Origin of the sequence: Altererythrobacter sp. H2 (genome assembly GCF_035319885.1) — a bacterium.
GTDB lineage: Bacteria > Pseudomonadota > Alphaproteobacteria > Sphingomonadales > Sphingomonadaceae > 34-65-8.
Genome location: NZ_CP141285.1, coordinates 3,020,499 through 3,045,347, shown reverse-complemented (window position 1 = coordinate 3,045,347; position 24,849 = coordinate 3,020,499). Strand labels below are relative to the sequence as shown.

The following is a 24,849-nucleotide window of genomic DNA, read 5'->3' as shown; positions in this document are numbered from 1 at the left end:
CTAACCGTGTGCGCCGAATTCGTTGGCGATGGCGGTGGCAATCCGCAAGCTTAGCGCCTGCGCCTGCTCGATCGGGGCGATGAAGTCGCGCTCGATCGCAGCATAGCCTTCCTCGCCCCCGTCAGGATAATCCGAAGGTTCGTCGAGCGGGAAGTCGCCGGGGCCCGGTACCCGCACCGGGAACGCCCGCCGCAACTGGGCCAGCGCTTCATCGATCCGCAGCGTGAGGACCATCTCGATCACGTCACTGCGGCTGATATCGTTCGCGCGGCTGAACGCAGGAACCGAAACGGCGCGCAGGAACATGTGCTGGAGCAGCGTCAAGCGCAGAGCCTGGAGCACCCCGATCCTTCGCCGCACGGCCTCGCGGTCAGGCCCGGTGGCTTCCTCGGGCACCAGTTCGAGCAACCGGTGAAGTTTCAGCGCATCGATCCGCAGGCGTGAGGCCAGGCGGCGGAATACCCCGGTCCGGTCATCGCCAACCAGATATTCGGCCAGCGCGGCGCATGACCCCGCGAGGTGATCCTCTGTGCCGCGATAGGTGCGGCTGGCCCAGTAGGCGGAATTGAACAGCTCGCCGAATGCGGCGACGGTCTTGATGCTGGCAAGCGCATTGGCGGCCCGCACCAGGCGCACGATCTGCTGCCCGCGCGGGCTGTCTGACAGCAGCCCGGCCAGCTCCTCGCGGTTTCCTTCGGCTGCACTTCCGACTCCGGCGATCACGTTGACCGGATAGCCAAGCTGCTGGAGGATGGCGTTGTGGGGGATCGCGCGGATCTGGCGCAGGCTCATCTCGCGGTCGGCATTGATGTCGCTCTGGCGGCGCGAAACGCGGCTGCCGGTCTGGTTCAGCAGGCCCAGCCCGAACGCGGTGATCGCGCGCGCATAGGTGCGGCTCTCCAGATGGTCACGCTGGTGCTCCTTGACCGCCCGGTAGAAGTCGAGACTGAGGTCGGTCCGGCGATAGAACGGATCGGCGGCCCCTGCCGCATCCGTCTCTGCCGGGCGCAGCCGGGCAATCTGCCCCAGGGTGGCCAGCGCCAGCTCAGGTGTGGCGAAGAACAGGTATCCGTCCCCGCCCTGGAAGCTGGCTTCCGGCTCGATCCGGATACCTGCGCGGGCGAACCTGCGCCGGGTCCATGGCGAGAGCGGCCACTCGAGCCGGTCACGCAGCGAAACCGGGTGCGCCCCGCGGCCCATGCTCTCTCCGTGGGTGTTGAAGATGAGCGCGGCAATGTCGGTCAGCCCGTTGGCGGCCATCGCCTCGGCCAGGCGGCCTTGCAGCCTTTCAATGGCGAGGCTGGCCGGAATCTGGCCGACAAACCGCCCGGCATCGGAAAAGCCGGTCTGGATCGAAACGCGGCCGCGGGTGCGGGCATAGGCCCGGTAGGCCGGCTCGGCGAGCAGTGCGTCAAGAAACCGTCCGCCATGCTCCAGGGCAGTTTCGGTCTCGAACAAGGGCGAGACATCGACCTTGCCCTCGACCCCGAAGAGCCGGGCGAAGTAGAGCGCGGCCAGCATGGTGGCGGGCTGCTCGCACTCGGCGACCAGCATCCGGATTGGCGCATCGGCATCGATGTGGCGCAGGATTTGCGCCATCGCGATGAACTGGCGGATTGCGGTCGAGCTTTCGGTCGCAAGCGCGGCGAAGTTTGTCCGCAGCGGGCGGGCCTCGTCCACCATCCGCCGCAGTGTTGCGAGCGCGCCCTTGCTCGCCAGCTCTATCGTGTCACCCTCAGGCAGGCGTCGGCGTATGGCGTTGTGCAGCTGCTTGGCGTTGACCCGGAAATGGATCCAGCCCATGCCGAGCCCGTCCGCGCGCATCGCTGCAGCAAGGGTGCGCAGGGCGATTGCGCGGTCCGCCTTAGCCGTGCTCGCCTCATCTTCCAGCGCCGCGATTATCGGTGCGAGGCTCAGCAGGTTGGCGGGGTCGCCACGGGTCAGCCGGTTGGCGGCACTGGCGAATACCGATCCCTCGTCGAGATCGGCGGCGAAATCCGCTGCGCGCTCTGCTGCAAAGTCGGTGGCGGGCGCAAGGGTGGCAAGCAGGGGGTGGCCCGGGTCGATTGCCTCCAGCTGCCGGGTATAGCGCGCAAGGCGTTCGGCTTTCTCCTGAAGCCGGAACGCGATCGAGGTGTGCCAGCCGATATCGGTGCGCCCGTCCATGTCATAGCCGACCCAGCTGGCGAAGCGGAAAGGAAGCGGCTGGAACGCAAGCCATTGTTCCGGCCAGCGGCTGCGGGCTGCACCGAGGAGCGACGCCACAATCCGGTCCCGCGCGTCCTGCGCACGGGCGATGGCTGCCATGGCCTCCCCGTGTTCGTGCTCAAGCGTGATGGCAGGGCGCACACCCGGCACCGCGCAGACCGTTTCGTCGATCGGATCGTCGCCGGAGGCGGCCCGGGCGACTGCTGCCGACTGGTCTGGCGTCAGCAGGAAAGTCGGGTGCGCGGTGAACACGGCATGGAGTTGCGGCATTTCCCAGCGCGCCCGGAACGTCTCGAAATCTTCCGCACCGTCCTGATCCAGCGCATCGGTGACAAGCCCGTTGTCACTGCCAAAGGGGCCGACCAGCCCGCGCAAGCGCGCCGCGCGGCTCTTCAGGCCGTCGCATTCGAGTTCGGCAACCATTCCGGCCAGTTTCGCCAGATCGGTCTCCCCGCTTTCCAGCTCGCGCGAGAGATCGAGCGAGAGCTGGAAAACCGGGTTGAACAGCGGCGTTTCCTGAGTACGCTGGTGAAGTTCGCCGAGCCGCTCGGTCAGGTCCGCAACTGTCTTCATCAGACGGCTCCATGTTCCGAGACATAGGCAGCCGCTGCCCCGAACAGGCCCGGCTGCGGGTGCACGATCAGCTTGACCGGGATCGAGGCCATGAGGCTCTCGAACCGCCCCTTGGCGCGGAACCGCTGGGCAAAGCCGGAAGAAAGCAGGGTGTCCCGGATACGGTAGCCCAGGCCGCCGGCAATCACCACGCCGGCAAACCCGCCCTGGGCGAGCGTGATGTCTCCGGCAACAGACCCCAGAGACAGGCAGAACCGGTCCACGGCGGCGGCCGCCAGACTGTCTTCGCCACTGGTGCCAGTTGTCCAGATGTCGATGGCATCGCATTCGGGCACGGCGCGATGCTCCATCGCGGCCAGAGCCTGGTAGATGTCGACAATCCCGGGCCCTGCCACCACCCGTTCGATCGAGACCCGGTTATGCCGCCTGCGCAGCCGGGCAAGGATGGCATCTTCGATCGTGTCGAGTGGGGCGAAGTCGATATGGCCGCCTTCGGTAGCCTGTACCCGGTATTGCGCGCCCGAGCGCCAGAGGTGGGCTACGCCAAGGCCGGTGCCCGGGCCGATCACGCTGATCGTGCCGTCCTGGCCGAGGGGCTGGTCCGGCCCGGCGAGATGGAGGAACTGGCTGTCATCGGCGCGCGCCACGGCATGGGCCACGGCGGCGAAATCGTTCACCAGGGTAAAACGGTCGACCCCGAGTTTCTCCTTCACCAGCGCGGGCCGGATGATCCACGGATTGTTGGTGAAGCGGATAACGTCACCGCCCACGGGGCCGGCAATCGCCATCGAGACCGCACGGGGCAGGCTGCCGCCCATGCGGCGGCGGAAATCCTCCCATGCGGTCTGGAAGCTGGCATGGTCGACCGTGTGCAGGGTCTCCGGTTCGCCAAGTGTAATCGCACCGGCAGCGTCCACCTGCGCCAGCGCGAAACGGGCATGCGTGCCGCCGATATCCACCGCTACTAGGTCCATAGTGCCGCTCCCGCCGCTCCGATCTCACCTCAGGAAGACTAGCAGGCTGCCGGCACAATGCCCACGCGCCGCATACATATTCAGGTAATACGGGCGGAGACGGTCGCGCCGTGGAACTCGCTGTCCCCGAAGCTGGTCAGGAAACTCACATCGGCCGCATCACGCCCGACCCCGATTTTCACCGTCTGGGCGGGATCGGCCATTCCTGTGGCGTCGACCAGGTACCACGCCCCGCCGCCTGCAATGGAAGGATCGGCCAGAAACACCTCGGCCACGGCATGGAAATCGGGTGGTTCCACTCCGGGCGCATAGCAGGCGACATAACGCGCCGGGATAGCCGATGCCCGCGCCATGGTGATCAGCAGATGGGCATAATCCCGGCACACACCGCGCCGCTCGACAAAGGTATCGCGGGCACCAGTGCCGGAATGGCTCGCTCCAGACGCATAGACCAGGTTTTCGGCCAGCCAGCGCCGGATGGCCTCCACCCGTTCCCCCCCGGAGGTGCCGTCGAACTCGGACCCGACAAACGACTGGAAGCTGTCAGCCGGGCAGTACCGGGAATCGAGCAGATACTTGACCGCTTCACCCGGCAGGTCGTGCGGGGCCAGCCCGGGCAGGGCGGTGATATCCGGCACGATCCGCCGGACTTCGACCACGGCCTGATAAGCGACCTCGAACCGGCCATTCACGTCAAGCCAGATCCGCTCGCCAATGTCATCCTCGGCCGTCACGCGGGCCAGGTGGTCGGCATCGCTCATCCTGCACTCGGACGAGACAATGCGCTGCTCGGGAATGGCGGCGGCCTCGAACTGCAGAAGCACATCGGTTGGTGCATCCGTTGTGAAGGCGAAGCGGGCAGTGACGGTAACGGGCATGGCGGGGGAACGGGCACAGGGCGCTCCGGTTTCCGTCACTTCGGGTTCCGACGCTCGGCTTTCCGTCACCGGGCGCGGCTTATGACGCCGAACAGGTCATGGGCATCGGCATCCTCGATTTTCGCGGTTACGAAATCGCCCGGTGCCAGCGTGGCGGGAACATTGCGCAGGTAGACCGCTCCATCGATCTCGGGTGCGTCGGCCTGGCTGCGGCCGGTGGCGCCGATGTCGCCGTCCTCGTCCGGTTCGCCGACTTCGTCGATGATGATATCGACTGTCGAACCGACCTTGCCCGCCAGTTTGGCCGCGCTGATCCGCTCGGTCACTTCCATGATCCGGGCGTAGCGTTCTTCCTTGACCGCTTCGGGCACAGGATCGGGCAGCAGGTTGGCCGCCGCGCCTTCCACCGGTTCAAACCGGAACGCGCCGACCCGGTCCAGCTGGGCTTCCTCCAGCCAGCGCAGGAGATACTGGAAATCGTCCTCGGTTTCGCCCGGGAAGCCGACGACGAAGCTGCTGCGCACCGCGATCTCGGGGCAGATTTCCCGCCACGATTTCAGCCGTTCAAGCACTTTCGCTTCGTTCGCCGGGCGCTTCATCGCGCGCAGGACCGAAGGGCTGGCGTGCTGGAACGGGATATCGAGATAGGGGGTCAGCAGGCCCTCCGCCATCATCGGAATCACCGCGTCGACGTGCGGGTAGGGATAGACATAGTGGAGCCGCACCCAGGGCGTCTCGCCCTGCGGGGTGCGCAGCTGGCCAAGTTCGCGCGCCAGATCGGTCATGTGGGCGCGGACCGGGTGGTCCTTCCACAACCGTTCCTCGTGCCGGATATCAACCCCGTAGGCGCTGGTATCCTGGCTGATGACCAGCAGTTCCTTTGTCCCCGCTGCAACCAGCTTTTCCGCCTCGCGCAGCACCGCGTCCACCCGGCGGCTGGCGAGCTTGCCGCGCAGCTGCGGGATGATGCAGAAGGCACAGGTATGGTTGCAGCCTTCGGAAATTTTCAGATAGCTGTAGTGGCGCGGCGTGAGCTTGATGTCCGGTTGGGGGATCAGGTCGATAAACGGACCCTGTGATGGCGGCGCGGCCTGGTGAACGGCCTCGACCACCTGTTCGTATTGATGTGCACCAGTGACGGCCAGGACCTGCGGATACCTGGCACGGATCACGTCCGCCTCTTCGCCCATGCACCCGGTCACGATCACCCGGCCGTTCTCGGTAATGGCTTCCCCGATGGCGGCGAGGCTTTCTTCCTTGGCGGAATCCAGAAAGCCGCAGGTGTTGACCAGCACCACGTCCGCTCCCGCATAGTCGGAGCTCATGGCATAGCCATCGGCCCGCAGGCGGGTGAGGATGCGCTCGGAATCGACCAGTGCCTTGGGGCAGCCGAGCGAGACCATGCCGACTTTCTTCTGGTCGGGGAGGGTGGTTGTAGCGTTCATGATGGGGTGCGCCCTTACACGGCTGCGGGCTGCCGCGCCAGTAGGCCGGTGTTACGCGAACTCCGAACCGTCGCCGTTGGTCGTGCCGTCCACCGTCGGTATGATCTCGACCAGCACGTCGCCTTCTTGCAGCGTCTGGCATTCGTCTTCCCAGAAGCCCAGGACTTTCCCGTCGCGGTAGACCCTCAACCCGCGCCCGCCCGACCGCAGCGAGGTCAGCGGACAGCCAGCTTCCTCGGCGGTCACGACGCGCTCGACCAGCTGCACCCGGCCGCTGACCGAGGCGAGATCGGCGAGGTAATCGGAAATGTGCGCGCCCTTGGCGCTTCCGGCCAGCAGCAGGCCGGTAAAGCGCACCGGGTTGATGACGTTGGTGGCGCCGGCCTGGCGGGCCAGCAGTTCGTTGTCTGCTGCACGCACCACCATGCTGATGGGAACGTCCGGGGCCAGGTGGCGAACGGTCAGGACGATCAGGATCGAAGTGTCGTCACGACCGGCCGAGACCAGCACCGTCTGCGCCTCGCGGATGCGGACGGCCTCCAGCGTATCGTCGCGGGTGGCGTCGGCGACCAGCACGTTGCAGCCCATCTTTTCGGCCCGGGCAATACGGTCCTCGCCGGGGTCGACCACCACGATCTGGCGCGGATCGATGCCTCGCTCGATCAGTTCGGCAACCGCTTCCGAACCGGAAATGCCGTAGCCAAGCACGACGATGTGGCCGGAAAGCTGCTTCTGTATCCGCGCCATGCGCCAAGTCTCCCAGCTGCGTTTGATGACAAAGGTGTAGGCGGTGCCAATGAAAATGAAGAGCACTGCAATCCGCACCGGGGTCACGATAATCGCCTCGATCAGGCGTGAGCGGTCGCTGATCGGGGCAATATCACCAAAGCCCGTGGTGGTGACCGAGATCATGGTGAAATAAACCACGTCGAGAAAACTGACATGGCCATCATAGTGGTCGATCAGCCCGGCCCGGTCCCACCAGTGAATCAGAACCACCATGGCGATCAGGAAGAACGCCAGCCCCATGCGGATGGCGACATCGCCCCACACCGGCACGCCGACAGCACGGCGAAGAGGCTTGCGCTCAGAGGCAGGGAGCTTTCGCCTGCCTGTGGGCAGGGCAAGCCGGTCTGTAAATCTCTTCACGATCCTTTGCGCTCCGGCAGCCGTGGTGCGGGGTCGACCTCCTTGTCGTCCTTCAGGATGCGGAAGTGCAGATCGGGCTTTTTCACCGGTCCGGCCGCCCCGGCAATGCCGATCCGCTCGCCTGTCTTGACGAACTCGCCGCGCCTGACTGTCGCCCGTGCCAGCGGGCCATAGGCGGTCAGCCATCCACCGCCGTGGTCGATCACCACCATTCGCCCGAACCGCTGGTGGCCTTCCGCGACGCGGACTACCGTGCCGCTGGCGGCGGCGCGGATCATGTCTCCGGGCTTGGCCGCAATATCGATCCCGTCATGCCCCCCCTGGTCGTTCAGCCCGGTAAACCGAGCCAGCACCTTGCCATCGTGGGGCCAGCGGAAATAGGGTTCCGAGCGCTGTTTCACCGGCGGGGGCGGGGTTTTCAGAACAGCGGGAATGATCAGCGTCTGCCCGACCTTGACCGTGTAGGGCGGTGCAAGGCCATTGGCGATGGCGATCTGTTCGAAGGCCACGCCGTATTGCATCCCGATGGAAAAGCCGGTCTCGCCCGGTTTGACCGTATGGCTGCGCTGGCGCGGGATGACCAGCTTCTGGCCCTTCTGAACCGTGTGCGGCTCTGCCAGGCCATTGGCCGCCGCGATCACCGCCGCCGGCACGCCTGTGCGGTTGGCAATGCCGCCCAGTGTCTCGCCTTCGCCCACCTCGTATTCCGTCACCGTTGCCGGATTGGCGCTCGCCACCAGCAGAGGCGCGAGGAGGGCGAGAGCGAGGCGTTTCATCCGCGATACCTTTCCCGCAACGCGTCGAGCGAAGCGTGATGGGTCAGTTCGAGTTGCAGGGGTGTCACCGACACGAAACCGTCCTCGATTGCTTCCAGGTCGCTGTCATGGCCGCGCGTATGCTCGACCGCATCCAGCCCGAACCAGTAGTAGCGAAAGCCGCGCGGATCGCGCTTCTCCACCACCGAACCCCTTGAGTAATCATGGAAACCCTGCCGCGCAACCCTGATGCCCTGGATCGCGTCCGGCTCAAGCGCGGGAAAGTTTACGCTTACCAGCGTGCGCGGCGCGAAGGGCAGCCCCAAAAGCGGGGTTATTGCGCGCGCGCCCCACGCCCGTGCCGCCTCGAACCGGTCGCCCGAACGGGGGGCCTCGGCGTGCATGACCTGGCTGAGCGCAATCGAACGAATGCCTGCCAGCGCCCCTTCCATCGCCGCGCTGACGGTGCCGGAATAGGTAATGTCGTCGCCCAGGTTCGCCCCGGCATTGATGCCGGAGAGGATCAGGTCGGGCGGGGAATCCAGCACGACCTTCAGGCCCATGGTCACGGCATCGGTCGGCGTGCCGGTGACGGACCAGCGCCGCTCGTCATGCTTGCGCAGCCGCACCGGGGTGGACAGCGTGAGCGAGTGGCCCGCGCCGGTCTGGTTGTCGGCCGGGGCGACCACCCATACATCGTCGCTGAACTGGCGGGCGATCTCCTCCAGCAGGGCAATGCCGGGGGCGTTGATGCCATCGTCATTGGTGACCAGAATGCGCATCAGGCGGCAGGCTCCAGCTTGGTCAGGCCGCCAGTGTAGCTGTGCAGCGCTTCCGGGATGATGACAGTCCCGTCGGCCTGCTGGTAGTTCTCCAGCACCGCCACCAGCGTCCGGCCCACGGCCAGACCCGAACCGTTGAGGGTGTGGACGAAAGCGGTTTTCTTCCCCTCGCCCGCCACGCGGTAGCGGGTGTTCATCCGCCGCGCCTGAAATTCGCCAGTGTTCGAGCATGAGCTGATTTCGCGCCAAGCACCTTGGCCGGGCAGCCAGACTTCGAGATCGTAGGTCTTGCGCGCGCCGAAGCCCATGTCGCCGGTGCACAGCAGAAGCTTGCGATAGGGCAGGTTGAGCTCCTCGAGGATCGTTTCCGCCGCGCGGGTCATGCGCTGGTGCTCCGCCTCGCTGTCTTCGGGGCGGACAATGCTGACCAGCTCGCATTTCTCGAACTGGTGCTGGCGGATGAACCCGCGCGTATCCTTGCCCGCCGCGCCTGCTTCGGAGCGGAAGCACAGGGTGAGCGCAGTCAGCCGCATGGGAAGGGCACTCTCGTCGAGCAATTCGCCCATGACGCTGGCGGTGAGGGAGACTTCGCTGGTGGGGATAAGGTAACGGTCGTCCGTCGTGCGGAAGCTGTCCTCGGCAAACTTCGGCAGCTTGTCGGTGCCGTACATCGCCTCGTCCTTGACCAGCACCGGCGGGTTACATTCGGTGTAGCCATGCTCGCGCGTCTGCACGTCGAGCATAAACTGGCCGAGCGCGCGGTGGAGGCGGGCCATGTCGCCACGCAGGAAGGTGAACCGCGCGCCGGACAGCCGGGCGCCTGTCTCGAAATCCATCCCCAGCATCGGGGCAAGGTCGGCGTGTTCGCGGGGCGTGAAGTCGAACACCCGCGGCGTGCCCCAGCGGCTGACTTCGACGTTTTCTTCCTCGCCTGTACCGAGGGGCACGTCATCAGCGGGCAAATTGGGAATGATCTCCAGCGCCGCCTTGAGCTGCGCTGCGGCTGCGTCTGCGCGCGCTTCCAGCGCGGGCATCTCTTCCTTGAGCGCGGCGACTTCGGCTTTGAGCGCCTCGGCAGCGTCCTTGTCGCCCGTCGCCATCGCCGCGCCGATCAGCTTCGAGGCCTCGTTACGGCGCGACTGGCCCTGCTGGACCTGCGTGGTCAGCGCGCGGCGTTCTTCGTCGAGCGCGATTAAGGTTGCCGAGAGCGGCTCTGCCCCGCGCCGCGCCAGTGCGGCGTCAAAAGCGTCGGAATTTTCGCGGATAAAGCGGATATCATGCATAGGCCGCAGCCTATGCCCCAGCAGCCCGGACAAGACAACGGGGCCGGAAGCACCTCGCTTCCGGCCCCGTGCCTTAGGAGCTGGTCAGATCAGAACTTGACGGTCGCGGTCGCGTAGACCTGGCGCGGGTTGCCGTAGAACGCGGTGACAACGCCTTCGCGGCCTAGCGTTGGAGCAGGATTGCCGGCTGCGTTCAGCACGGGCGTGCCATCCGCCCCTGCGAGCACGAACTGGTACCCCGAGGTGATGTAGCGCTTGTCGGTCAGGTTGCGGCCATGCACGCCCAGGCTGAACCGGTCATCCGGCGCGGTCCACACGATCGAAGCATCGAGCAGGGCATAGCCCTTCTGGTCGAGATAGGGGCTCGGCGTCTCGAACTGGTTGGTCTTGCTGCGATAGCTCAGCGTGGTGGACAGGGCGAGATCGCCCGCGCCAACCGGCACTTCGGCACCGAGCGTTCCTGCAGTGGTCCACTTCGGCGTGTTCTGGATCTTGCGGACATTGGAAAGGTCCACCCCGCTCACGATGTATTCGCGGAACTCGCCGTCGATGTAGCCGAGCATCCCGGTGAAGGTGAGCGACGAACCGGCGCCAGCGAAATCCCGCGCGAAGCGGGCGTAGGTTTCCAGCTCGATCCCCTTGAACCGTGCCTTGGCGGCGTTGGTGGTGACCCCGGCGAAGCTTTCGAACACCCCATCATTGTTGGCGTCCACCCCGACCGAGCCGGGGATCTGCACGTCCTTGTAGTCGCTGTAGAAGCCGGTCAGCGCCAGGCGCATGTCGCCGTCCATCAGCGTGGCCTTGTAGCCGACTTCATAGGTATCGACCGTTTCCGGCTCGAACAGGAAGAAGTCGTAGATTTCCTCGTAGCTGCGCACGCCGTTGCGGTCAGTATCCGGGGCAATCCGGGCATCGCCGCGCGGGTCGAAGCTGCCGCCCTTGAAGCCTTGCGCATAGGAGGCATAGACCATGTGGTCCTGGCTCGGCTTGAAGCTGAGCGAGACACGCGGGTTGAAGTCGGTGAACTTCGCGCTGCCTTCAAAGTCGGTCACCGTAGCGATGGCCACCGCGTTGCCGCCGAAGATCGGTGAGGCACCCAGGATCTTGGTCTGGCGAAGGATGCGCGAGGTGCGCCGGTCGCTGGTGTAGCGCCCGCCAGCCGACAGGCTGAGCTGATCGGTCAGGTCGAACGTGAAGTCACCGAAGGCCGACCAGGTTTCCGTGTCCACGTCACCCGAGGTGAAGGCGTTGAGTCCCGGCAAGCCCAGCAGCGTGCCGGTGGTGCCGAGGATCACGTCGAAGTCCGTGGTGGAGTTGGCGGTCAGGTAATAGAACCCGACCAGACCATTGAGCCGGTCGCTGCTGTAGAGCAGCTGGAGTTCCTGGCTGAGCTGCTCGTTCTTGTAGACGGCCGGAACATCGACATCGATCGCCGGCAGGCTGTCGAAATCGATCGGGGTGAGGCTGGTGTCTTCACGCCAGGCGCTGATCGAGCGGAAGGTGAGCGCGTCCGACAGATCGACCGAGACATTCATGGCAAGGCCATAGGCTTCGACATCCTGTTCAGGCTTGGCGAGGCCGGCGCGCGTGTCGAACACGTCGTTCAGCACCGGCGCGCCCGAGAGCAGGCCCGGGATCAACCGGTGGCCATTGCGCGGATCGGACTTGTCGCGGGTGTAATCGCCCGAGATGCGGATGAACACCGGCTCGCCATAGCCGCCGAGCTCGAGGCTGGCGCGGCCGGCCCAGACATCCTTGTTGTAGTTCTCGACCCCGGGCAGGGTCAGGTTGTCGCCAAAGCCGCCGCGCGACAGGCGCGCACCGGAGACGCCGAAGCGGACGATCTCGCCGATCGGCGCGCTCGCGGTCACCACCAGGTCGGCCTGGTCATAGGTGCCGTAGCTGGCGCGGGCCTTGAGCGCGAATTCCTGCGGCAGCTGCCTGGTGACATACTTCACCGCGCCGCCAATGGTGTTGCGGCCGTAGAGCGTACCCTGCGGCCCGCGCAGCACCTCGACCCGCTCGACCTCGTAGATGTCGAGCACAGCCGCCTGAGGGCGGTTGAGATAGACGTCATCGAGGTAGATGCCGACGCCCGATTCGAACCCCGAGACGGGGTCCTGCTGGCCGACACCGCGGATGAAGGCGGTGAGGGTGGAATTGGTCCCGCGCGAATTTTCCAGGGTCACGTTGGGTGCCTGTGCCTGGATGTCGGTGATGTCGATAGCGCCGACCGCCTCCAGCGCGGCGCCGGAAATGGCGGTAACGGCCACCGGAACGTCGGTAATCCGCTCATCACGGCGGCGGGCACTGACGATGATGACACTGTCATCAGCCTCGCTTGCGCCGGTTTCCTGCGCGGCCACGCTTGCCGGAGCCAGCGCGATTGCGGCGGAACCTGCCATCAGCAGGGCAACGTAACGACTGTCGAGGAATGCCATCAGTGTTCTCCCATGAAACCTTATCCAACACCCATTATTGAAAGTTGAACCACCTTTCAAGTTCTGTCTTGTGCTGGATTCACATTCGCCCTAGTCCGGTGCCATGGAGCGGGGAGTTTCAGTGGCAGAGATCGGGGTGGACCAGTCGAAAGTCCCGCGGACCGAACGGGGGCGGCGCACCTTGCGCAAGCTGCTTGATGCAGCCGCCATCGAGTTCGGCGAGCGGGGATTTCATGAAGCCTCGGTCAGTGGCATCACCCGGCGGGCCGGCGTGGCCCTGGGCAGTTTCTACACCTACTTCGACAGCAAGGACGCGATCTTTCGCGCGCTCGTCAGCGACATGAGCGATGCGGTCAAGCGGGCCGCGCGCGAGGCCTTGGTAGAGCCGATGGGTGCACTGGAGATAGAGCGGGCCGCCCTGGCGGCGTTCCTGCGCTTTGCTGCCGAGCACAAGGAAATCTACCGCATCATCGACGAAGCGGAATTCGTCGATCCGGCCAGCTACCGCACGCATTATGAAACCATTGCCGTCCGCATTCACCAGCGGCTGATTGATGGTGCCGCAAGCGGGGAACTGCGGCCCGATATCCACGAGGCCCATGCCTGGGCACTCATGGGCATGAACGTGTTCCTCGGCCTGCGCTATGCCATCTGGGGCAACGGAGAGTGGGATGCTGACAGCATCGCAGCGGTCGGCAACGATCTCGTCGCGCGCGGCCTTGGGCGGGGGTGATGAAGGGAACAATCCGGCGCCCTTTCCGTTCTGCTTTCCAGACGAAGGAGAAATTGGAATGATCGGAAAGATACTCGGCGCCTTCGCTGGTTCACAGCTTGCCAAGAACACCAGCGCCATTGGCGGTACGGGTGGCGCGCTGCTGGGTGCAGGTGCTGCAACCCTGGCCAGACGTGCCAGCCTGCCCACGCTCGTGGCACTGACCGCTGGCGGCTATTTCCTTAAGCGCCACATGGAAAAGCGCGAGCTGCGAAACGGCGTCAATTCCACCGCGCGCTGAACTGTGGCAGGGTAAAGGATCCTGCCGACTGCCTTGACTATGTAGCCTCAGCGATGAACGGGTCGGCATCTTCGGGTGGCCGACCCGTCGTTTTGTGGTTCCCACAGCGTCACGGACCGGTATGAGGCGCCACAGCCTGTCCATGATCGGGCACCCACACAGAAAAAGCAGGAGTAACGAGCAATGAAGGGCTACAAGGAGCCAGGCTTTCAGGACCGGACCGCGAGGGCGGCTGACGCCAAGAAAGCTGCGCTCGAACGGCTCAAGGCCGCGCCCAAGCTCGACGAAGCCGAAATCGCCGCCCGCGCTGCCCGTCAGCAGGAACGGGAAGCCAGGGAAGCAGCCAAGCGCGAAGCCACGCGGGCAGCGAAGGAGCAGGCGCTGCTCGAAGAGCACGCTCGCCGCGCTGAAGAAAAGCGGGCCGCCGAGGCCGCCAAGCCGCCCGTGCTCACCGAGGCCGAGAAAAAGGCCGCGCGCGACGCTCGCTACGCCGCCCGCAAGAAGCGCAAGTCCTGAACAGGGCGGCCCGACCCTCAGGCCCGACCCTAGCTTAAGCGCCAGTGTTGCCCGGCCTTGCCGGACGTAAGCTGTTCCGGAACCGCAGGCAAAGCGGATCGGGAGGATTACGATGGGCATTCTGGACCGCTTCCGGCTTGATGGTGAAGTTGCAGTCGTGACTGGCGCGGGCAAGGGCATTGGTCGGGCAATTGCGATCGGTCTCGCTGAGGCTGGTGCCGACGTGGCGCTGGCCTCGCGCACCGGGTCGGACCTTGATGCAGTGGCGGCAGAGATCCGCGCACTGGGCCGCCGCGCACTGCCTGTCGTCACGGACGCGACGGACCTTGCCGCGCTTGAACACCTCGCCCAGCAGGCTGTCACACAGCTGGGCAAGCTGACAATCTGGGTAAACAATGCCGGTGGCATCCCCGATGGGACCCCGCGCTATCTCGTACGCACGCCGGAGGAGAATTTTGACGCGCAGATCGCGCTCAACCTCAAGGCGGTGTGGATGGGGGCAACCGTTGCAGCACGCCGCATGGGCGAGGGCGGCGGATCGATCGTCAATATCTCCTCCCGCTCAGCCTACGGCCCTCAGGTCAAGAATGGACCCTACGGCGCGGCCAAAGCGGCCGTGAACAGCCTGACCAATACGCTCGCCGTGGAGCTGGCGCCGAACATTCGCGTCAATGCCATCGCGCCCGGGCCGGTCCCGACCGAGAATTTCGACGAGTGCATGGGCACAGATACCGAAGAAAAGCGCACCCGGCTGCTCGAAATGATCGGAATTCCGCTCGGCCGCTACGGCGATCCGGAAGATATCGCGGCGGCCGTGGTCTACATGGCGTCGCCTGCCGCCAGTTGGGTCACCGGCCAGTGCCTGTATGTCACGGGTGGTCGATAGGCGGTTCACCGCCACTGGCGGGCTGAACTGCAGCGGCCATTGCAATCCAGCCTGGCGCGGCTCAGGCCATGGTGGGCGCGGCAGGGATTGAACCTGCGACCCCACCCGTGTGAAGGGTGTGCTCTACCACTGAGCTACGCGCCCGCGCGGGTGGCCGGTTGGCTACCTCGACAGCAGGGGGGCGCCATTGCCATGCACCGGGCCGCTTGGCAAGACGCTTCCGTTACCTGAGCAGCGCCGCCGCGAGGCGGCCCAACCAGGTGCCTGACGCGGGGTAATCCGCCTGAACCCGCGCCGAAGCAGGGCATTCGAGGCAGTAGACCTGCATTCCGCGGACACCCATCAGCCGCTCGGCATCGTGCATGGCCTGGCCCACCAGCATCTGCTGGTTCTGCGCCACCATGCCGAACAGGTCGCCGCCGCCACGCGGCGCAGTGGCCTGATCGCCCATCACCAGCTGCTGGATGAGTGTGTCATAGGGCATGGCATCGTCGCCCAGCCACTTTGCATGCCATTCGCCTTCGCCGAGCTTGGCCTGCTTGGCGACCCACTCGAGCGCGTCGTCCATGCCGCCGTATTGGTCCACCAGGCCGATCTGGCGGGCGGTGCCGCCGTCCCAGACGCGGCCCTGCCCGACCGCATCGACCTGCGCGACCGTCATCTTGCGCGACTGGGCGACCCGGGTGAGGAAGTCGTTGTAGCCATCCTCGATGGCAGCTTGCAGGATTGCATCGACTTCGGGCGAGAAGCCGTCAATCAGGTCTGGCTGGCCGGATAGCGGCGTAGTCCGCACCCCGTCTGCATTGATCCCGTAATCGCGGGCAGCGTCCTCGAAGGTGGGGATCACGGCGAAAATGCCGATCGATCCGGTGATCGTTTCCGGCTCTGCAAAAATCCGGTCAGCAGGGGTCGCCACCCAGTAACCGCCACTGGCCGCGACATTGGCCATCGACACCGCGATGGGGATATCCTTCGCCTTGTGGCGCAGGATGGCGCGGCGGATTTCTTCCGAGGCCAGCACTGAGCCGCCCGGGGAATCCACCCGCACCACAAGCCCGGCTAAGTCTTCTTCCAGGGCCTCGTCCAGCAGAGCGGCGATGCGGTCGCCCCCGGCGGTGCCCGGCCCGGCCTCGCCGTCGACGATTTCACCGGCGATGGTCACCACCCCGATCGGCTTGCCTTCATCAACCGGTTCCTTGTCGGCCAGCCAGGCATCGAGTTCACTGTAGGCATAGGCACCCGGGCTCTTGTCCCAGGTGTCCTCACCAGCCAGTTTCTTGACCCGCTCGCCGAAGTCCACCTTGCTGCCGAGCTTGTCGACCAGGCCGGCCTTGAGCGCAGCCGAGCCGAGATCGCCGCTATTGGCCTGGATCCATTCAACCGGACGCTGAGTTACGGCATCAAGCTGGAGCTTGGGCCGGGCCTTCTTCACCCGCGCCTGCCATTCTGCCCATAGCGCGCCATACAGCGATTCGTAGTTCTCCCGCGCTTCGGGCGACATGTCGCCGCGCGAATAGGGCTCGACTGCGCTCTTGTAGGTGCCGACCTTGTAGACCCGTGCGTTAACGTTCAGTTTTTCCAGCAGTTCGCCGTAATACAGGCGCGAGCCACCCGGGCCGGCGATGATCGCCCCGCCCAGCGGATCGAGCCAGACTTCGCTGGCGTGGGCCGCCAGCAGCATTCCGTCATCGCTGTAGCCGACGGCGTAGGTGAGCACCGGTTTCTTTGCCTTGCGCGCCTTTTCCAGCGCCTCGCCGACTTCCTGCAAGTGCACCTGCCCGCCGCCCGTGAAGTTGGTCAGGTCGAGCACGATCGCCTTGATCCGGTCATCTTCCGCCGCTGCATCAATGGCGCGGACCAGCTCGCGCGCGGGGTATTCGGTAACCGGTGCCGCGCCGCTGAGCAGCGCCGCGAACGGATCGATCGGGGTCTGCTCCTCGACGATGACGCCGTCGAGCTGCATCAGCAAAGCGCCCTCGCGCACCTGGGATGGGCTGGGCCGGGCAGTCAGAATCGTGTAAAGCAGCATGAAGAACAACAGCAGGAAGATCAGGCTCAGCCCGTCCTTGATGCCGACCAGCAGCCGCCATACCTTGCCTGCGAAACCCATTTCATGATGCTCCTGTCCGATAGGTTGCCTAAGTAGGGAGCGTGTGGCCAATGCGCCACCGGAAACAGCTTGAGCAGCCAACCGCGCTCGACTAGGGGCTTCGCTTTAATGACTTCGACGGAACCCTCAAGCAAGGCGAGCCGCTTTCCGGCGGGGCGCCACGCCTTTCCGCACCGTGACCTGCTGGGTATCGCTCACCTTGAACGGCACGAAATCCTGTTCCTGCTGGCAGAGGCCGAGCAATGGGTCGAACTCAACCGGCAGCCGAACAAGCATTGTGATGCGCTGGCCGGGCTGACGGTGATCAATGCCTTCTTCGAGAATTCGACCCGCACGCTGCTCAGTTTCGAGATCGCCGGCAAGCGGCTTGGCGCCGATGTGGTCAACATGCACGCCGCGCAGTCGAGCGTGAAGAAGGGCGAGACGCTGATCGACACCGCGATCACGCTCAACGCCATGCACGCCGATGCAATTGTGATCCGCCACGGTTCCAGCGGCGCGGTGGACCTGATTGCGGGCAAGGTCGATTGCCCGGTGCTCAACGCCGGAGACGGGCAGCACGAGCATCCGACCCAAGCCCTGCTCGACGCCCTGGCCCTGCGCGAGGCACTGGAGGAACGGGGCGAGGGTGCGGAAGATTTCACCGGGCTGGTGGTGACCATCTGCGGCGATATTCTCCACAGCCGGGTCGCGCGCTCGAACATCCTGTGCCTGACCGCGCTCGGCGCTTCGGTCCGGGTCTGCGCCCCGCCTGCGCTGATGCCTGCCGGAGTCGAGGCGATGGGTGCAGAGGTGTTCCACGATTTTGATGCCGCGCTGAAAGGCACGGACGTTGCCATGATGCTGCGGCTCCAGACCGAGCGGATGAGTGGGCAGTTCATCGCTTCGGCGCGCGAGTATCATCACCTTTACGGGCTCACCCGCAAGCGGCTGGAACGCCATGCGCCCGATGCGCTGGTCATGCATCCGGGGCCAATGAACCGCGGGGTGGAGATCGACAGCGATGTCGCTGACATGCTCGACCGGTCGATCATCACGCGTCAGGTCGAGATGGGCGTCGCCATTCGCATGGCATGCCTCGACGTGCTCACCCGCCCCGCACGCGGAGTGCCCGGTTGGGCCAGCGAACCGGGTCATGGAGGGCAATGGGCATGACCATGCCGACCCCGCTGACGATCCGCAACGCCCGGCTGGTAACGCCGCTAGGGGTGCAGAACGGGGCGATCCGGCTCGAAGCCGGGCGGATTTCCGCGCTGGCTGATCTTGCTGCGCAAGACGGCGATTCTGTGATCGATGCCAAGGGGGCGCTGGTCGTCCCCGGTCTGGTCGATTTCGGAGTGTTTGCAGTCGACAAGCCGGCCTTCCATTTTGGCGGGATTACCCGGGCTGCGCTGATGCCCGATCAGTCGCCTGTGCTCGACCTGCCGAGCCGGGTGTCGTACATCGCCAAGAGCGGCAAGCCGGACCTGTGGGTCCACCCGCTGTCCGCAGCAACGCGGGGGCTGGCCGGGAGCGAACTGGCCGAACTTGCGCTGATGAAGGAAGCTGGCGCACGCGGAGTGGCCACCGGCCGCCGCTGGGTGGCCGATACCGGCGTCATGCTGCGGCTGATGCAATATGCCGCAATGCTTGATCTGGTGGTGGTGGCCCATGCAGAGGATGGCGGCCTGGCCGGCGAAGGCGTGGCTACCGCAGGGGAGATGGCGACCCGCCTCGGCCTGCCCAGCGCGCCGGCAGAGGCAGAGGCGCTGGCGGTGGCGCGCGATCTCGCCCTGGCGGAGATGAGCGGTGCGCGGCTGCATTTGCGGCAGGTCACGACGCGGGCGGCGCTCGACCTTGTCCGTTCTGCCAAAGGGCGCGGCGTGGCGGTGACCTGCGGGGTAACGCCTGCCCATTTCATGCTGTCGGACCTCGCCCTGGTCGGATTCCGCACTTTTGCGCGGCTCTCCCCGCCACTGCGCACCGACGAGGACCGCAAAGCAGTGGTCGAGGCCATCGGCGACGGTACGATCGACGTGATCGCCTCAGGCCACGACCCGCGCGGGCCGGAGGACAAGCGACTGCCGTTCGTCGATGCGGAGCCGGGCATGGCGGGGGCGGAAACGCTGTTGGCGATGACCCTCACTCTGGTGCGCGACGGCGTGATCGACCTGGTCAGGGCGTTCGAACTGCTGGCTGCCACCCCTGCCCGACTGCTGGGGGTCGAAGCCGGTGTGCTGCGGGCCGGATACGAAGCGGATATCGCGCTGGTCGATCCGGAAAAGCCGTGGATCGTGAGCAGTGCCCGGATGGCCGCGACCGCCGGGAATACGCCGTTCGACGGGCAGCCTGCGCAAGGGCGCGTGCTCGCGCTCTACAAGGGCGGTGTGGCGATCGGATAAGAAAACCCCTCCCGTTGCCGGGAGGGGTGAAGGTGCGATTCCACTCGCTGGAATGTCGCGGAAGACTATGCGTTAGCGCGCGGCCATGCGGACACCGCTGTCGACAGCACCGGGAAGCGGTTTGTTGGCTGCCCAGGTGATGCAGCCTTCGCCGCTGCGCTTGACGGTCGAACACATCGATCCGGCACTGGCGCGCTCGAAACCGGCCGCAGAGACGCGCCAGTAACTCTTGCCCCGCACCACGGCCTTGGTGATGACCATGTCATGCGCGGACAGTTGCGGATACCGCTTGGCGTAGATGCCCCAGGCACGCTTGGCGCTGGCTTCGCTGGAGAAGGATCCGAGCTGGATCAGGTGCGTCCCCGCCTGCGCCGTGACCGGGGCAGATGCACTGCTGCGGGTCTGCTCGGTTACAGGTGCGGTAGCGAGGGCGCTGCGCCCGCTGCGACGCGGTGTGCCGGTGGTCGTCGGCGCGGCAGGCTGGACCACCGGGCGCGTTTCGTAAGCCGACTGGACCGGCGCCGGGGCTGCCACTTTTTCCGGTTCGGCAAAAGCGGTGCGGAAATCGCTGGCTACAGGCGCAGCGGGCACTGCCATGGGGTAGCCCGTTGGGGCGGATGCTTCGGCCAGGGCCGGGGTACCAACAGGGGGGAGCTCTCCGCTGCCGGGCAGCTCGCGCACGGCTTCCATGGCGAGGCCGGTGGTGCCGGGGTTGTTGTTGAGGGCAAGTGCAGCCGGCTGCCCGCTGTCGCCCACCACCGGGACCGAGAGCAGCGTCGCAACGCGCCGGTGATGGTCTTCCGGGGTGGCAACGGCTGCCCATTCGCTCAGCCGGGCATCAAGCTGGTCTGCGGGAACGTCTTCCGCGGCCATCAGCCGGGCAGCGCGCCAGTCACCCATGAGGGCGTAGGAGTAGGCCAGGTTCTGGCGAACCTTGGGCGTGTTGTTGCCTGCGCGGAGCTGCGAGCCGAGCACTTCCACCCCGCGCCGGGCCTCTCCGGCGAGCGCAAAGGCGAGGCCGAGGTCTGCCGCATCGATTGAATCCTGCCACTGTTCCAGCGTGCTGACCGCCGCGCGGTTGTTGCCGCCTGCGATCTGCGCCAGCGACAGGCTGAGGGCGGTCTTGGGCGAGCTGTCGCCCAGCGTCAGCGCGTCCTGAAAACTGGTCGCCGCGGACTGGAAGCGGCCGGCTTCCATATAGGCAGCGCCCAGCATCGCGCGATAACCGGCGTTCTGGGGCTCTGCCAGCACAGCGGCTTCGGCATGAGTCACGGCCTGGTCGCCGCGGCCCTTCTGCAAGGCCTGCTGGGCCTTGCTGGCCGAAAGGTCGGCGCGCGGGGCAGCATTGGTTGCGCAACCGCCCAGCGCGAGCGAGGCGAGCGCGGTCGATGCCACCAGGGCGATCATGCGGGTGCTTGCGGCCGTACGGGTCATCGTATCTTCCCCCTGGAAATCAGTCCGGTCAATTCTTGTTCACGTGCGCAGCGAGCGAGGCCACGTCGGGCATATCGCCGAGCAGGCGGTCGAGTGCGTCGGTTACGATCTGCTGCGCGCTGCGGTTACGGATCGTGCAGGCCAGCCGCAGCTTGAGGTGGCGCTCGGCATCGAGCCGCAAAGTGAACGCTGCCCGCTTGCCCCGTTCGAGGGCCGGTTTGCGCTTGCGCGCTGGCCGTGCCACCCGTTCGGCGATCTCGTGCTGCTGGCGATGAACTTCATTGTCTTGCGGCGTCAGGTTGACCACGTTCGACACGTCCTGTGCCGGTGAAGCCGACACCGTGGGCTCGGAGCCGCCCATGTCGTTCCAGCCGAGGTCCTCGAGATGGTCGGGCGATGGCGCAGGGGTGTTCACCAGGCCGTGCTGCGGGCGCATGGCAGGCTTGGCGCCGCCCTTGCGCGCCAGAAGCGAGGGATTGAGAGAGGCGAAAGTCGGCTCGGCCATGGCCCGGTCCCCTACTGGGCGACCCGGCGACCGAAGCCGCCCATCGGGCGCTGCGCGCCGGGCATCTGCGATACCGTATTGGGAGCCGCAAACACCGTGCGGCGGAAGTTCTTTTCCAGCCGGTCGTTGATGTACTTCCACAGGGCGGCCACTTCGGCAGCGCTGCGCCCGTCAGGATCGACTTCCATCACGGTGCGGCCATCGATCATCGAGGCGGCAAAATCCGTCCGGTGGTGAAGCGTGATCGGCGCAACCGTGCCGTGCTGGCTGAGCGCGACAGCGGCTTCGGAGGTAATCTTGGCCTTGGGTGTCGCGGCATTGACCACGAACACCAGCGGCTTACCGGCCCGTTCGCAAAGATCGACGGTGGCACCCACGGCGCGCAGGTCATGCGGGCTCGGGCGGGTGGGCACCACGATCAGTTCCGCAACACCGATGACTGACTGGATTGCCATAGTGATGGCCGGGGGGGTGTCGATGACTGCCAGCTTGAAGCCCTGCTGGCGCAGGACCTGAAGGTCGCTGGCAAGCCGGGCCACGGTGGTCTGGGCGAAGGCGGGATATTCCGCCTCGCGCTCGTTCCACCAGTCGGCCAGCGATCCTTGCGGATCGATGTCGATCAGGACAACAGGCCCCGCACCGGCGCGCTGCGCCTGAACTGCGAGATGCCCGGAAAGAGTGGTCTTTCCCGAGCCGCCCTTCTGCGATGCCAAAGCCAGTACCCGCAAGGCTGGTCCCCCGTTAAAAGCTGCCGTGCTTTCCCGCGTAAAATGCGGGATCGAGCGATGGGATCGCAGGATACCCCTAATTTAGGGTTAACATCGAGCCATGCGGGCCAGGCCTGCGGGTAAATTGTGCTGCGGTTGTGTGCCGGATCGGGAAGACCGGTCACAAGAAACCTTTTGCTAACGGGGCATTCACTATGACAGGCTCCTACTCGACCGTGTTCGAAGGGGCGAAATGACCGGTATGTCGATCCGAAAAACCTTGTTGCTGCTTGCCGGTGGCGGCCTGATGGCCGTGGCGGCCCCGGCGCTCGCCGATGTCAAGCGCGGCGTCGATGCCTGGGCTCAGGGCGATTACGCGGCGGCCGTGCGGGAATGGCAGGGTCCGGCGGCGCAGGGCGATCCCGATGCGCAGTTCAACATGGCGCAGGCCTATCGTCTTGGCCGCGGGGTCGAAGCCAATGCGAAGCAGGCTGAGGTGTTCTACGCCAAGGCGGCGGCGCAGGGCCATATCAAGGCCGCCGACAACTATGGCTTGCTGCTGTTTCAGGATGGCCGGCAGGCAGAGGCCATGCCCTACATTACCGCCGCTGCCGAACGCGGGGATCCGCGCGCGCAGTACCTTCTCGGCATTGCCCACTTCAATGGCGACATGGTGGAGAAGGACTGGGTCAGGGCCTATGCCCTGCTGACACTGGCTAACAGTGCCGAGCTTCCGCAGGCCGCGCCTGCACTGCAGCAGATGGACACCTTCATCCCCCTCACCCAGCGGCAGGAAGCGCAGGTTCTGGCGGGGCAGATAAAGCAGGAATCGGATGTTCGGCGCGGCCAGCAGCTGGCCGCGGTGGATCTTGCCATGGGCAGGGAAGCGAGCGACGCCGCTCCGCCTCCCCCGGTTATAGCGCCGCGCGGCGCCTCGCAGATTCCGCGAAGAATTGCCTCGGTCGGCGTCGCGCCTTCGGTCGCTGCAGCGCAGGCGGCGGTTGCCGAGGCGGAGCGGGTGACCGGCACCGAGAGTCCGGAAAGTGCGGGGGCGGACTTCATTCCTCGCGGCTCTGCGCCAGTCACCGTGCTGGCAACTCTGCCGCGCGTCGCCGGTGCGGCTTCCGCGCCCTCGCGGCCCGCCCCTGCGCCTGCTGTCGTTCCGGCACCCGCTGCGGCGCGGTCTGCCACGGGCGGGCCCTGGAAGGTCCAGCTCGGTGCTTTCGGGGTCAAGGGCAATGCGGAACGTCTGTGGAGCCGGCTCTCCGCCAACCCGGCAATCGCCGGAAGGGAGAGGCTGCTCGTGCCGGCTGGCAACGTGACCAAGCTTCTGGCCGGCGGGTTTGCCAGTCAGGGTGAGGCGCAGTCGGCCTGCAACAGCCTCAAGCGGTCTGGCCAGGATTGCCTGGTAACGCGCTGAAACCGCCTTTCCCGGCCGTATTATTCTGCTAAAGCACCTCCTTGGGGCACTGAGGGAGCGACGGGATGGAGCAGGGGCAAGCGGTTTCGGAGGGTGCCGTTGCACCGGTGGCGGGCACAGGCCGGATCGGATCGCTTGATTTCACCCGCGGCATAGCGGTGATGGGCATTCTGGCGGCGAACATTGTCGCATTCGGGCAGCCATTTTCCGCCTACATGTACCCCGCCGCTTTCCTTACTGATCACGGTGAGTCATCGAACTGGTTATGGATTGCGCAGTTTGTGCTGATCGATGGCAAGATGCGCGGCCTGTTCACCCTGCTGTTCGGGGCAGGTATGTACCTCTTCATGGAGAAGGCCTGGGCGCGCGGGGCCTCTCGCTGGCTGCAGGCGCGGCGGCTGTTCTGGCTGTTGCTGTTTGGGATGTTCCACTTCTTCTTCATCTGGCGCGGCGACATCCTGACTTACTACGCTCTGCTCGGCCTCGGGGTGCTGCTGTGCCTCGGCTGGTCCGCCAGGACGCAACTGGTGGTCGGCGTGCTCGGCTATCTTGTCGGGGCTCTGCTTTACGCGGCCATGCTGGCTCCGCTGCATTTCATTGCTGAAACCGATTTCGGCAAGCAGCCCGACTACAGCGAAATGCGCAGCGGCCTGCTGGCCGAGCAGGAGAGCATCCTGACCGAGGACCAGACTGATACCGACCTGACCGTCGCCGGAGACTACGCCGGCCTTACCGCGCACCGGTTCGCAGCGCATGGCGACGAACAACTGACCAATCTCCTGCTGTTCGGGTTCGAGACCTTTCCTCTCATGCTGCTGGGGGTGGGGTTGTTCCGCATCGGGTTTTTCAGCGGGCAGCTGGACCGTCGCCGCATGCTGGTGTGGGGTTGGGCGGGCCTGCTCCTGGGCGGTGGGCTTCACCTGCTGATCGGGCTCTGGGTCAAGGGCATCGGCTATTCCTACTACGGCACTCTGGCAGCCTTCGTCGGGATCAGCCCCGTTCCCAGGCTGATGATGGTGGTGGGCATGGCGGCACTGCTGACCGTCTGGGCACCGACTGCCACCGGCTGGCTCGGCCAGCGGGTAACGGCTGCGGGACGGGCGGCCTTCACCAATTATCTCGGCACTTCGATCGTGATGATGTTCGTGTTTCATGGCTGGGCGCTTGGCCTGTTCGGGAAACTTGACCGGGTGGGGCTCTACGTTGTGGTGGCGCTCACCTGCGCGCTGATGCTGGCGTGGTCGAAGCCGTGGCTGGAGCGGTTCCGCTATGGCCCGCTTGACTGGCTCTGGCGCTGCCTGACCTACGGCAAGCTGTTTCCGATGCGGCGATGACGAGGTCCACGATTTCCGCTTGCTATTGCGAGTAATTCGCATAGTCTGGTTACTG

General features: G+C 65.7%; 21 protein-coding genes and 1 tRNA gene. 8 read left to right on the top strand and 14 right to left on the bottom strand.

All coding sequences use genetic code 11. The annotated features are described in order from the left end of the window. The 9 genes from U4960_RS15110 to U4960_RS15070 form a co-directional block, all read right to left on the bottom strand. A complete protein-coding gene (locus tag U4960_RS15110; RefSeq protein WP_324261431.1) occupies positions 1 to 2,781 on the bottom strand; it encodes a phosphoenolpyruvate carboxylase in 2,781 nt (926 codons plus the stop codon). Next, positions 2,781 to 3,755, bottom strand: a complete 975-nt coding sequence (gene glk / locus U4960_RS15105; protein WP_324261430.1) for a glucokinase — start codon at positions 3,753 to 3,755, stop codon at positions 2,781 to 2,783. The genes U4960_RS15110 and glk overlap by 1 nt, the downstream gene beginning before the upstream one ends. An 80-nt stretch (positions 3,756 to 3,835) precedes the next feature. Next, entirely contained in the window at positions 3,836 to 4,702 is an 867-nt protein-coding gene (locus U4960_RS15100; RefSeq protein WP_324261429.1) for a transglutaminase-like domain-containing protein, read from the bottom strand. Next, the gene (gene rimO, locus U4960_RS15095; protein WP_324261428.1) at positions 4,699 to 6,078 is read right to left on the bottom strand and encodes a 30S ribosomal protein S12 methylthiotransferase RimO; all 1,380 of its coding nucleotides are present in this window, start codon (positions 6,076 to 6,078) and stop codon (positions 4,699 to 4,701) included. The genes U4960_RS15100 and rimO overlap by 4 nt, the downstream gene beginning before the upstream one ends. 51 nt (positions 6,079 to 6,129) lie before the next feature. Further along, positions 6,130 to 7,200: a potassium channel family protein gene (locus U4960_RS15090; protein ID WP_324263129.1), complete on the bottom strand. Its 1,071-nt coding sequence runs from the start codon at positions 7,198 to 7,200 to the stop codon at positions 6,130 to 6,132. A gap of 23 nt (positions 7,201 to 7,223) precedes the next feature. Further along, positions 7,224 to 8,003: a M23 family metallopeptidase gene (locus tag U4960_RS15085; protein ID WP_324261427.1), complete on the bottom strand. Its 780-nt coding sequence runs from the start codon at positions 8,001 to 8,003 to the stop codon at positions 7,224 to 7,226. Further along, positions 8,000 to 8,764: a 5'/3'-nucleotidase SurE gene (gene surE, locus U4960_RS15080; RefSeq protein ID WP_324261426.1), complete on the bottom strand. Its 765-nt coding sequence runs from the start codon at positions 8,762 to 8,764 to the stop codon at positions 8,000 to 8,002. Before surE ends, U4960_RS15085 begins: the two co-directional genes overlap by 4 nt. Beyond that, a complete protein-coding gene (gene serS / locus U4960_RS15075) occupies positions 8,764 to 10,047 on the bottom strand; it encodes a serine--tRNA ligase (RefSeq protein ID WP_324261425.1) in 1,284 nt (427 codons plus the stop codon). Before serS ends, surE begins: the two co-directional genes overlap by 1 nt. An 89-nt stretch (positions 10,048 to 10,136) precedes the next feature. Continuing rightward, positions 10,137 to 12,488, bottom strand: coding sequence for a TonB-dependent receptor (locus U4960_RS15070; RefSeq protein WP_416379076.1), 2,352 nt, complete (start codon positions 12,486 to 12,488; stop codon positions 10,137 to 10,139). Between the two features lie 103 nt (positions 12,489 to 12,591). On the opposite strand from U4960_RS15070, the gene U4960_RS15065 reads away from it, so the two are divergent. The 4 genes from U4960_RS15065 (at position 12,592) to U4960_RS15050 (ending at position 14,903) form a co-directional block, all read left to right on the top strand. Then, a complete protein-coding gene (locus U4960_RS15065) occupies positions 12,592 to 13,221 on the top strand; it encodes a TetR/AcrR family transcriptional regulator (protein WP_324261424.1) in 630 nt (209 codons plus the stop codon). A gap of 58 nt (positions 13,222 to 13,279) precedes the next feature. Next, positions 13,280 to 13,501 carry a hypothetical protein gene (locus tag U4960_RS15060; RefSeq protein WP_324261423.1) on the top strand — a complete coding sequence of 74 codons (222 nt, stop codon included), beginning with the start codon at positions 13,280 to 13,282 and terminating at the stop codon, positions 13,499 to 13,501. 183 nt (positions 13,502 to 13,684) lie between these two features. Then, positions 13,685 to 14,017, top strand: coding sequence for a DUF6481 family protein (locus tag U4960_RS15055; protein WP_324261422.1), 333 nt, complete (start codon positions 13,685 to 13,687; stop codon positions 14,015 to 14,017). Positions 14,018 to 14,129: 112 nt separating this feature from the next. Beyond that, a complete protein-coding gene (locus U4960_RS15050) occupies positions 14,130 to 14,903 on the top strand; it encodes an SDR family NAD(P)-dependent oxidoreductase (protein ID WP_324261421.1) in 774 nt (257 codons plus the stop codon). A 69-nt stretch (positions 14,904 to 14,972) separates the two neighbouring features. On the opposite strand, the gene U4960_RS15045 is transcribed toward U4960_RS15050, so the two are convergent. Both U4960_RS15045 and sppA read right to left on the bottom strand, forming a co-directional pair. After that, positions 14,973 to 15,047 (bottom strand) — tRNA-Val (locus U4960_RS15045). Positions 15,048 to 15,126: 79 nt separating this feature from the next. After that, positions 15,127 to 17,013 carry a signal peptide peptidase SppA gene (sppA, locus tag U4960_RS15040; protein ID WP_324261420.1) on the bottom strand — a complete coding sequence of 629 codons (1,887 nt, stop codon included), beginning with the start codon at positions 17,011 to 17,013 and terminating at the stop codon, positions 15,127 to 15,129. A 108-nt stretch (positions 17,014 to 17,121) separates the two neighbouring features. Between sppA and U4960_RS15035 the strand changes: the two genes are divergently transcribed. Next, the gene (locus U4960_RS15035; protein WP_324261419.1) at positions 17,122 to 18,168 is read left to right on the top strand and encodes an aspartate carbamoyltransferase catalytic subunit; all 1,047 of its coding nucleotides are present in this window, start codon (positions 17,122 to 17,124) and stop codon (positions 18,166 to 18,168) included. Further along, positions 18,165 to 19,394, top strand: coding sequence for a dihydroorotase (locus U4960_RS15030; RefSeq protein WP_324261418.1), 1,230 nt, complete (start codon positions 18,165 to 18,167; stop codon positions 19,392 to 19,394). Before U4960_RS15035 ends, U4960_RS15030 begins: the two co-directional genes overlap by 4 nt. 72 nt (positions 19,395 to 19,466) lie before the next feature. Here U4960_RS15030 and U4960_RS15025 read toward each other — a convergent pair whose 3' ends face one another. The 3 genes from U4960_RS15025 to U4960_RS15015 are packed head-to-tail and all read right to left on the bottom strand — an operon-like array spanning position 19,467 to position 22,061. Further along, complete coding sequence (locus U4960_RS15025; RefSeq protein ID WP_324261417.1) at positions 19,467 to 20,828, bottom strand: SPOR domain-containing protein; 1,362 nt, start codon at positions 20,826 to 20,828, stop codon at positions 19,467 to 19,469. Positions 20,829 to 20,856: 28 nt separating this feature from the next. After that, a complete protein-coding gene (locus tag U4960_RS15020; protein ID WP_324261416.1) occupies positions 20,857 to 21,333 on the bottom strand; it encodes a hypothetical protein in 477 nt (158 codons plus the stop codon). An 11-nt stretch (positions 21,334 to 21,344) separates the two neighbouring features. Continuing rightward, positions 21,345 to 22,061 carry a ParA family protein gene (locus U4960_RS15015; protein WP_324261415.1) on the bottom strand — a complete coding sequence of 239 codons (717 nt, stop codon included), beginning with the start codon at positions 22,059 to 22,061 and terminating at the stop codon, positions 21,345 to 21,347. Between the two features lie 241 nt (positions 22,062 to 22,302). Here U4960_RS15015 and U4960_RS15010 point away from each other — a divergent pair, with 241 nt between their 5' ends. Together U4960_RS15010 and U4960_RS15005 are read left to right on the top strand one after the other, a co-directional pair. Then, positions 22,303 to 23,460 carry an SPOR domain-containing protein gene (locus U4960_RS15010; RefSeq protein WP_324261414.1) on the top strand — a complete coding sequence of 386 codons (1,158 nt, stop codon included), beginning with the start codon at positions 22,303 to 22,305 and terminating at the stop codon, positions 23,458 to 23,460. A gap of 65 nt (positions 23,461 to 23,525) precedes the next feature. Continuing rightward, positions 23,526 to 24,794, top strand: a complete 1,269-nt coding sequence (locus U4960_RS15005; protein WP_324261413.1) for a DUF418 domain-containing protein — start codon at positions 23,526 to 23,528, stop codon at positions 24,792 to 24,794. The last annotated feature ends 55 nt before the right edge of the window (positions 24,795 to 24,849 follow it).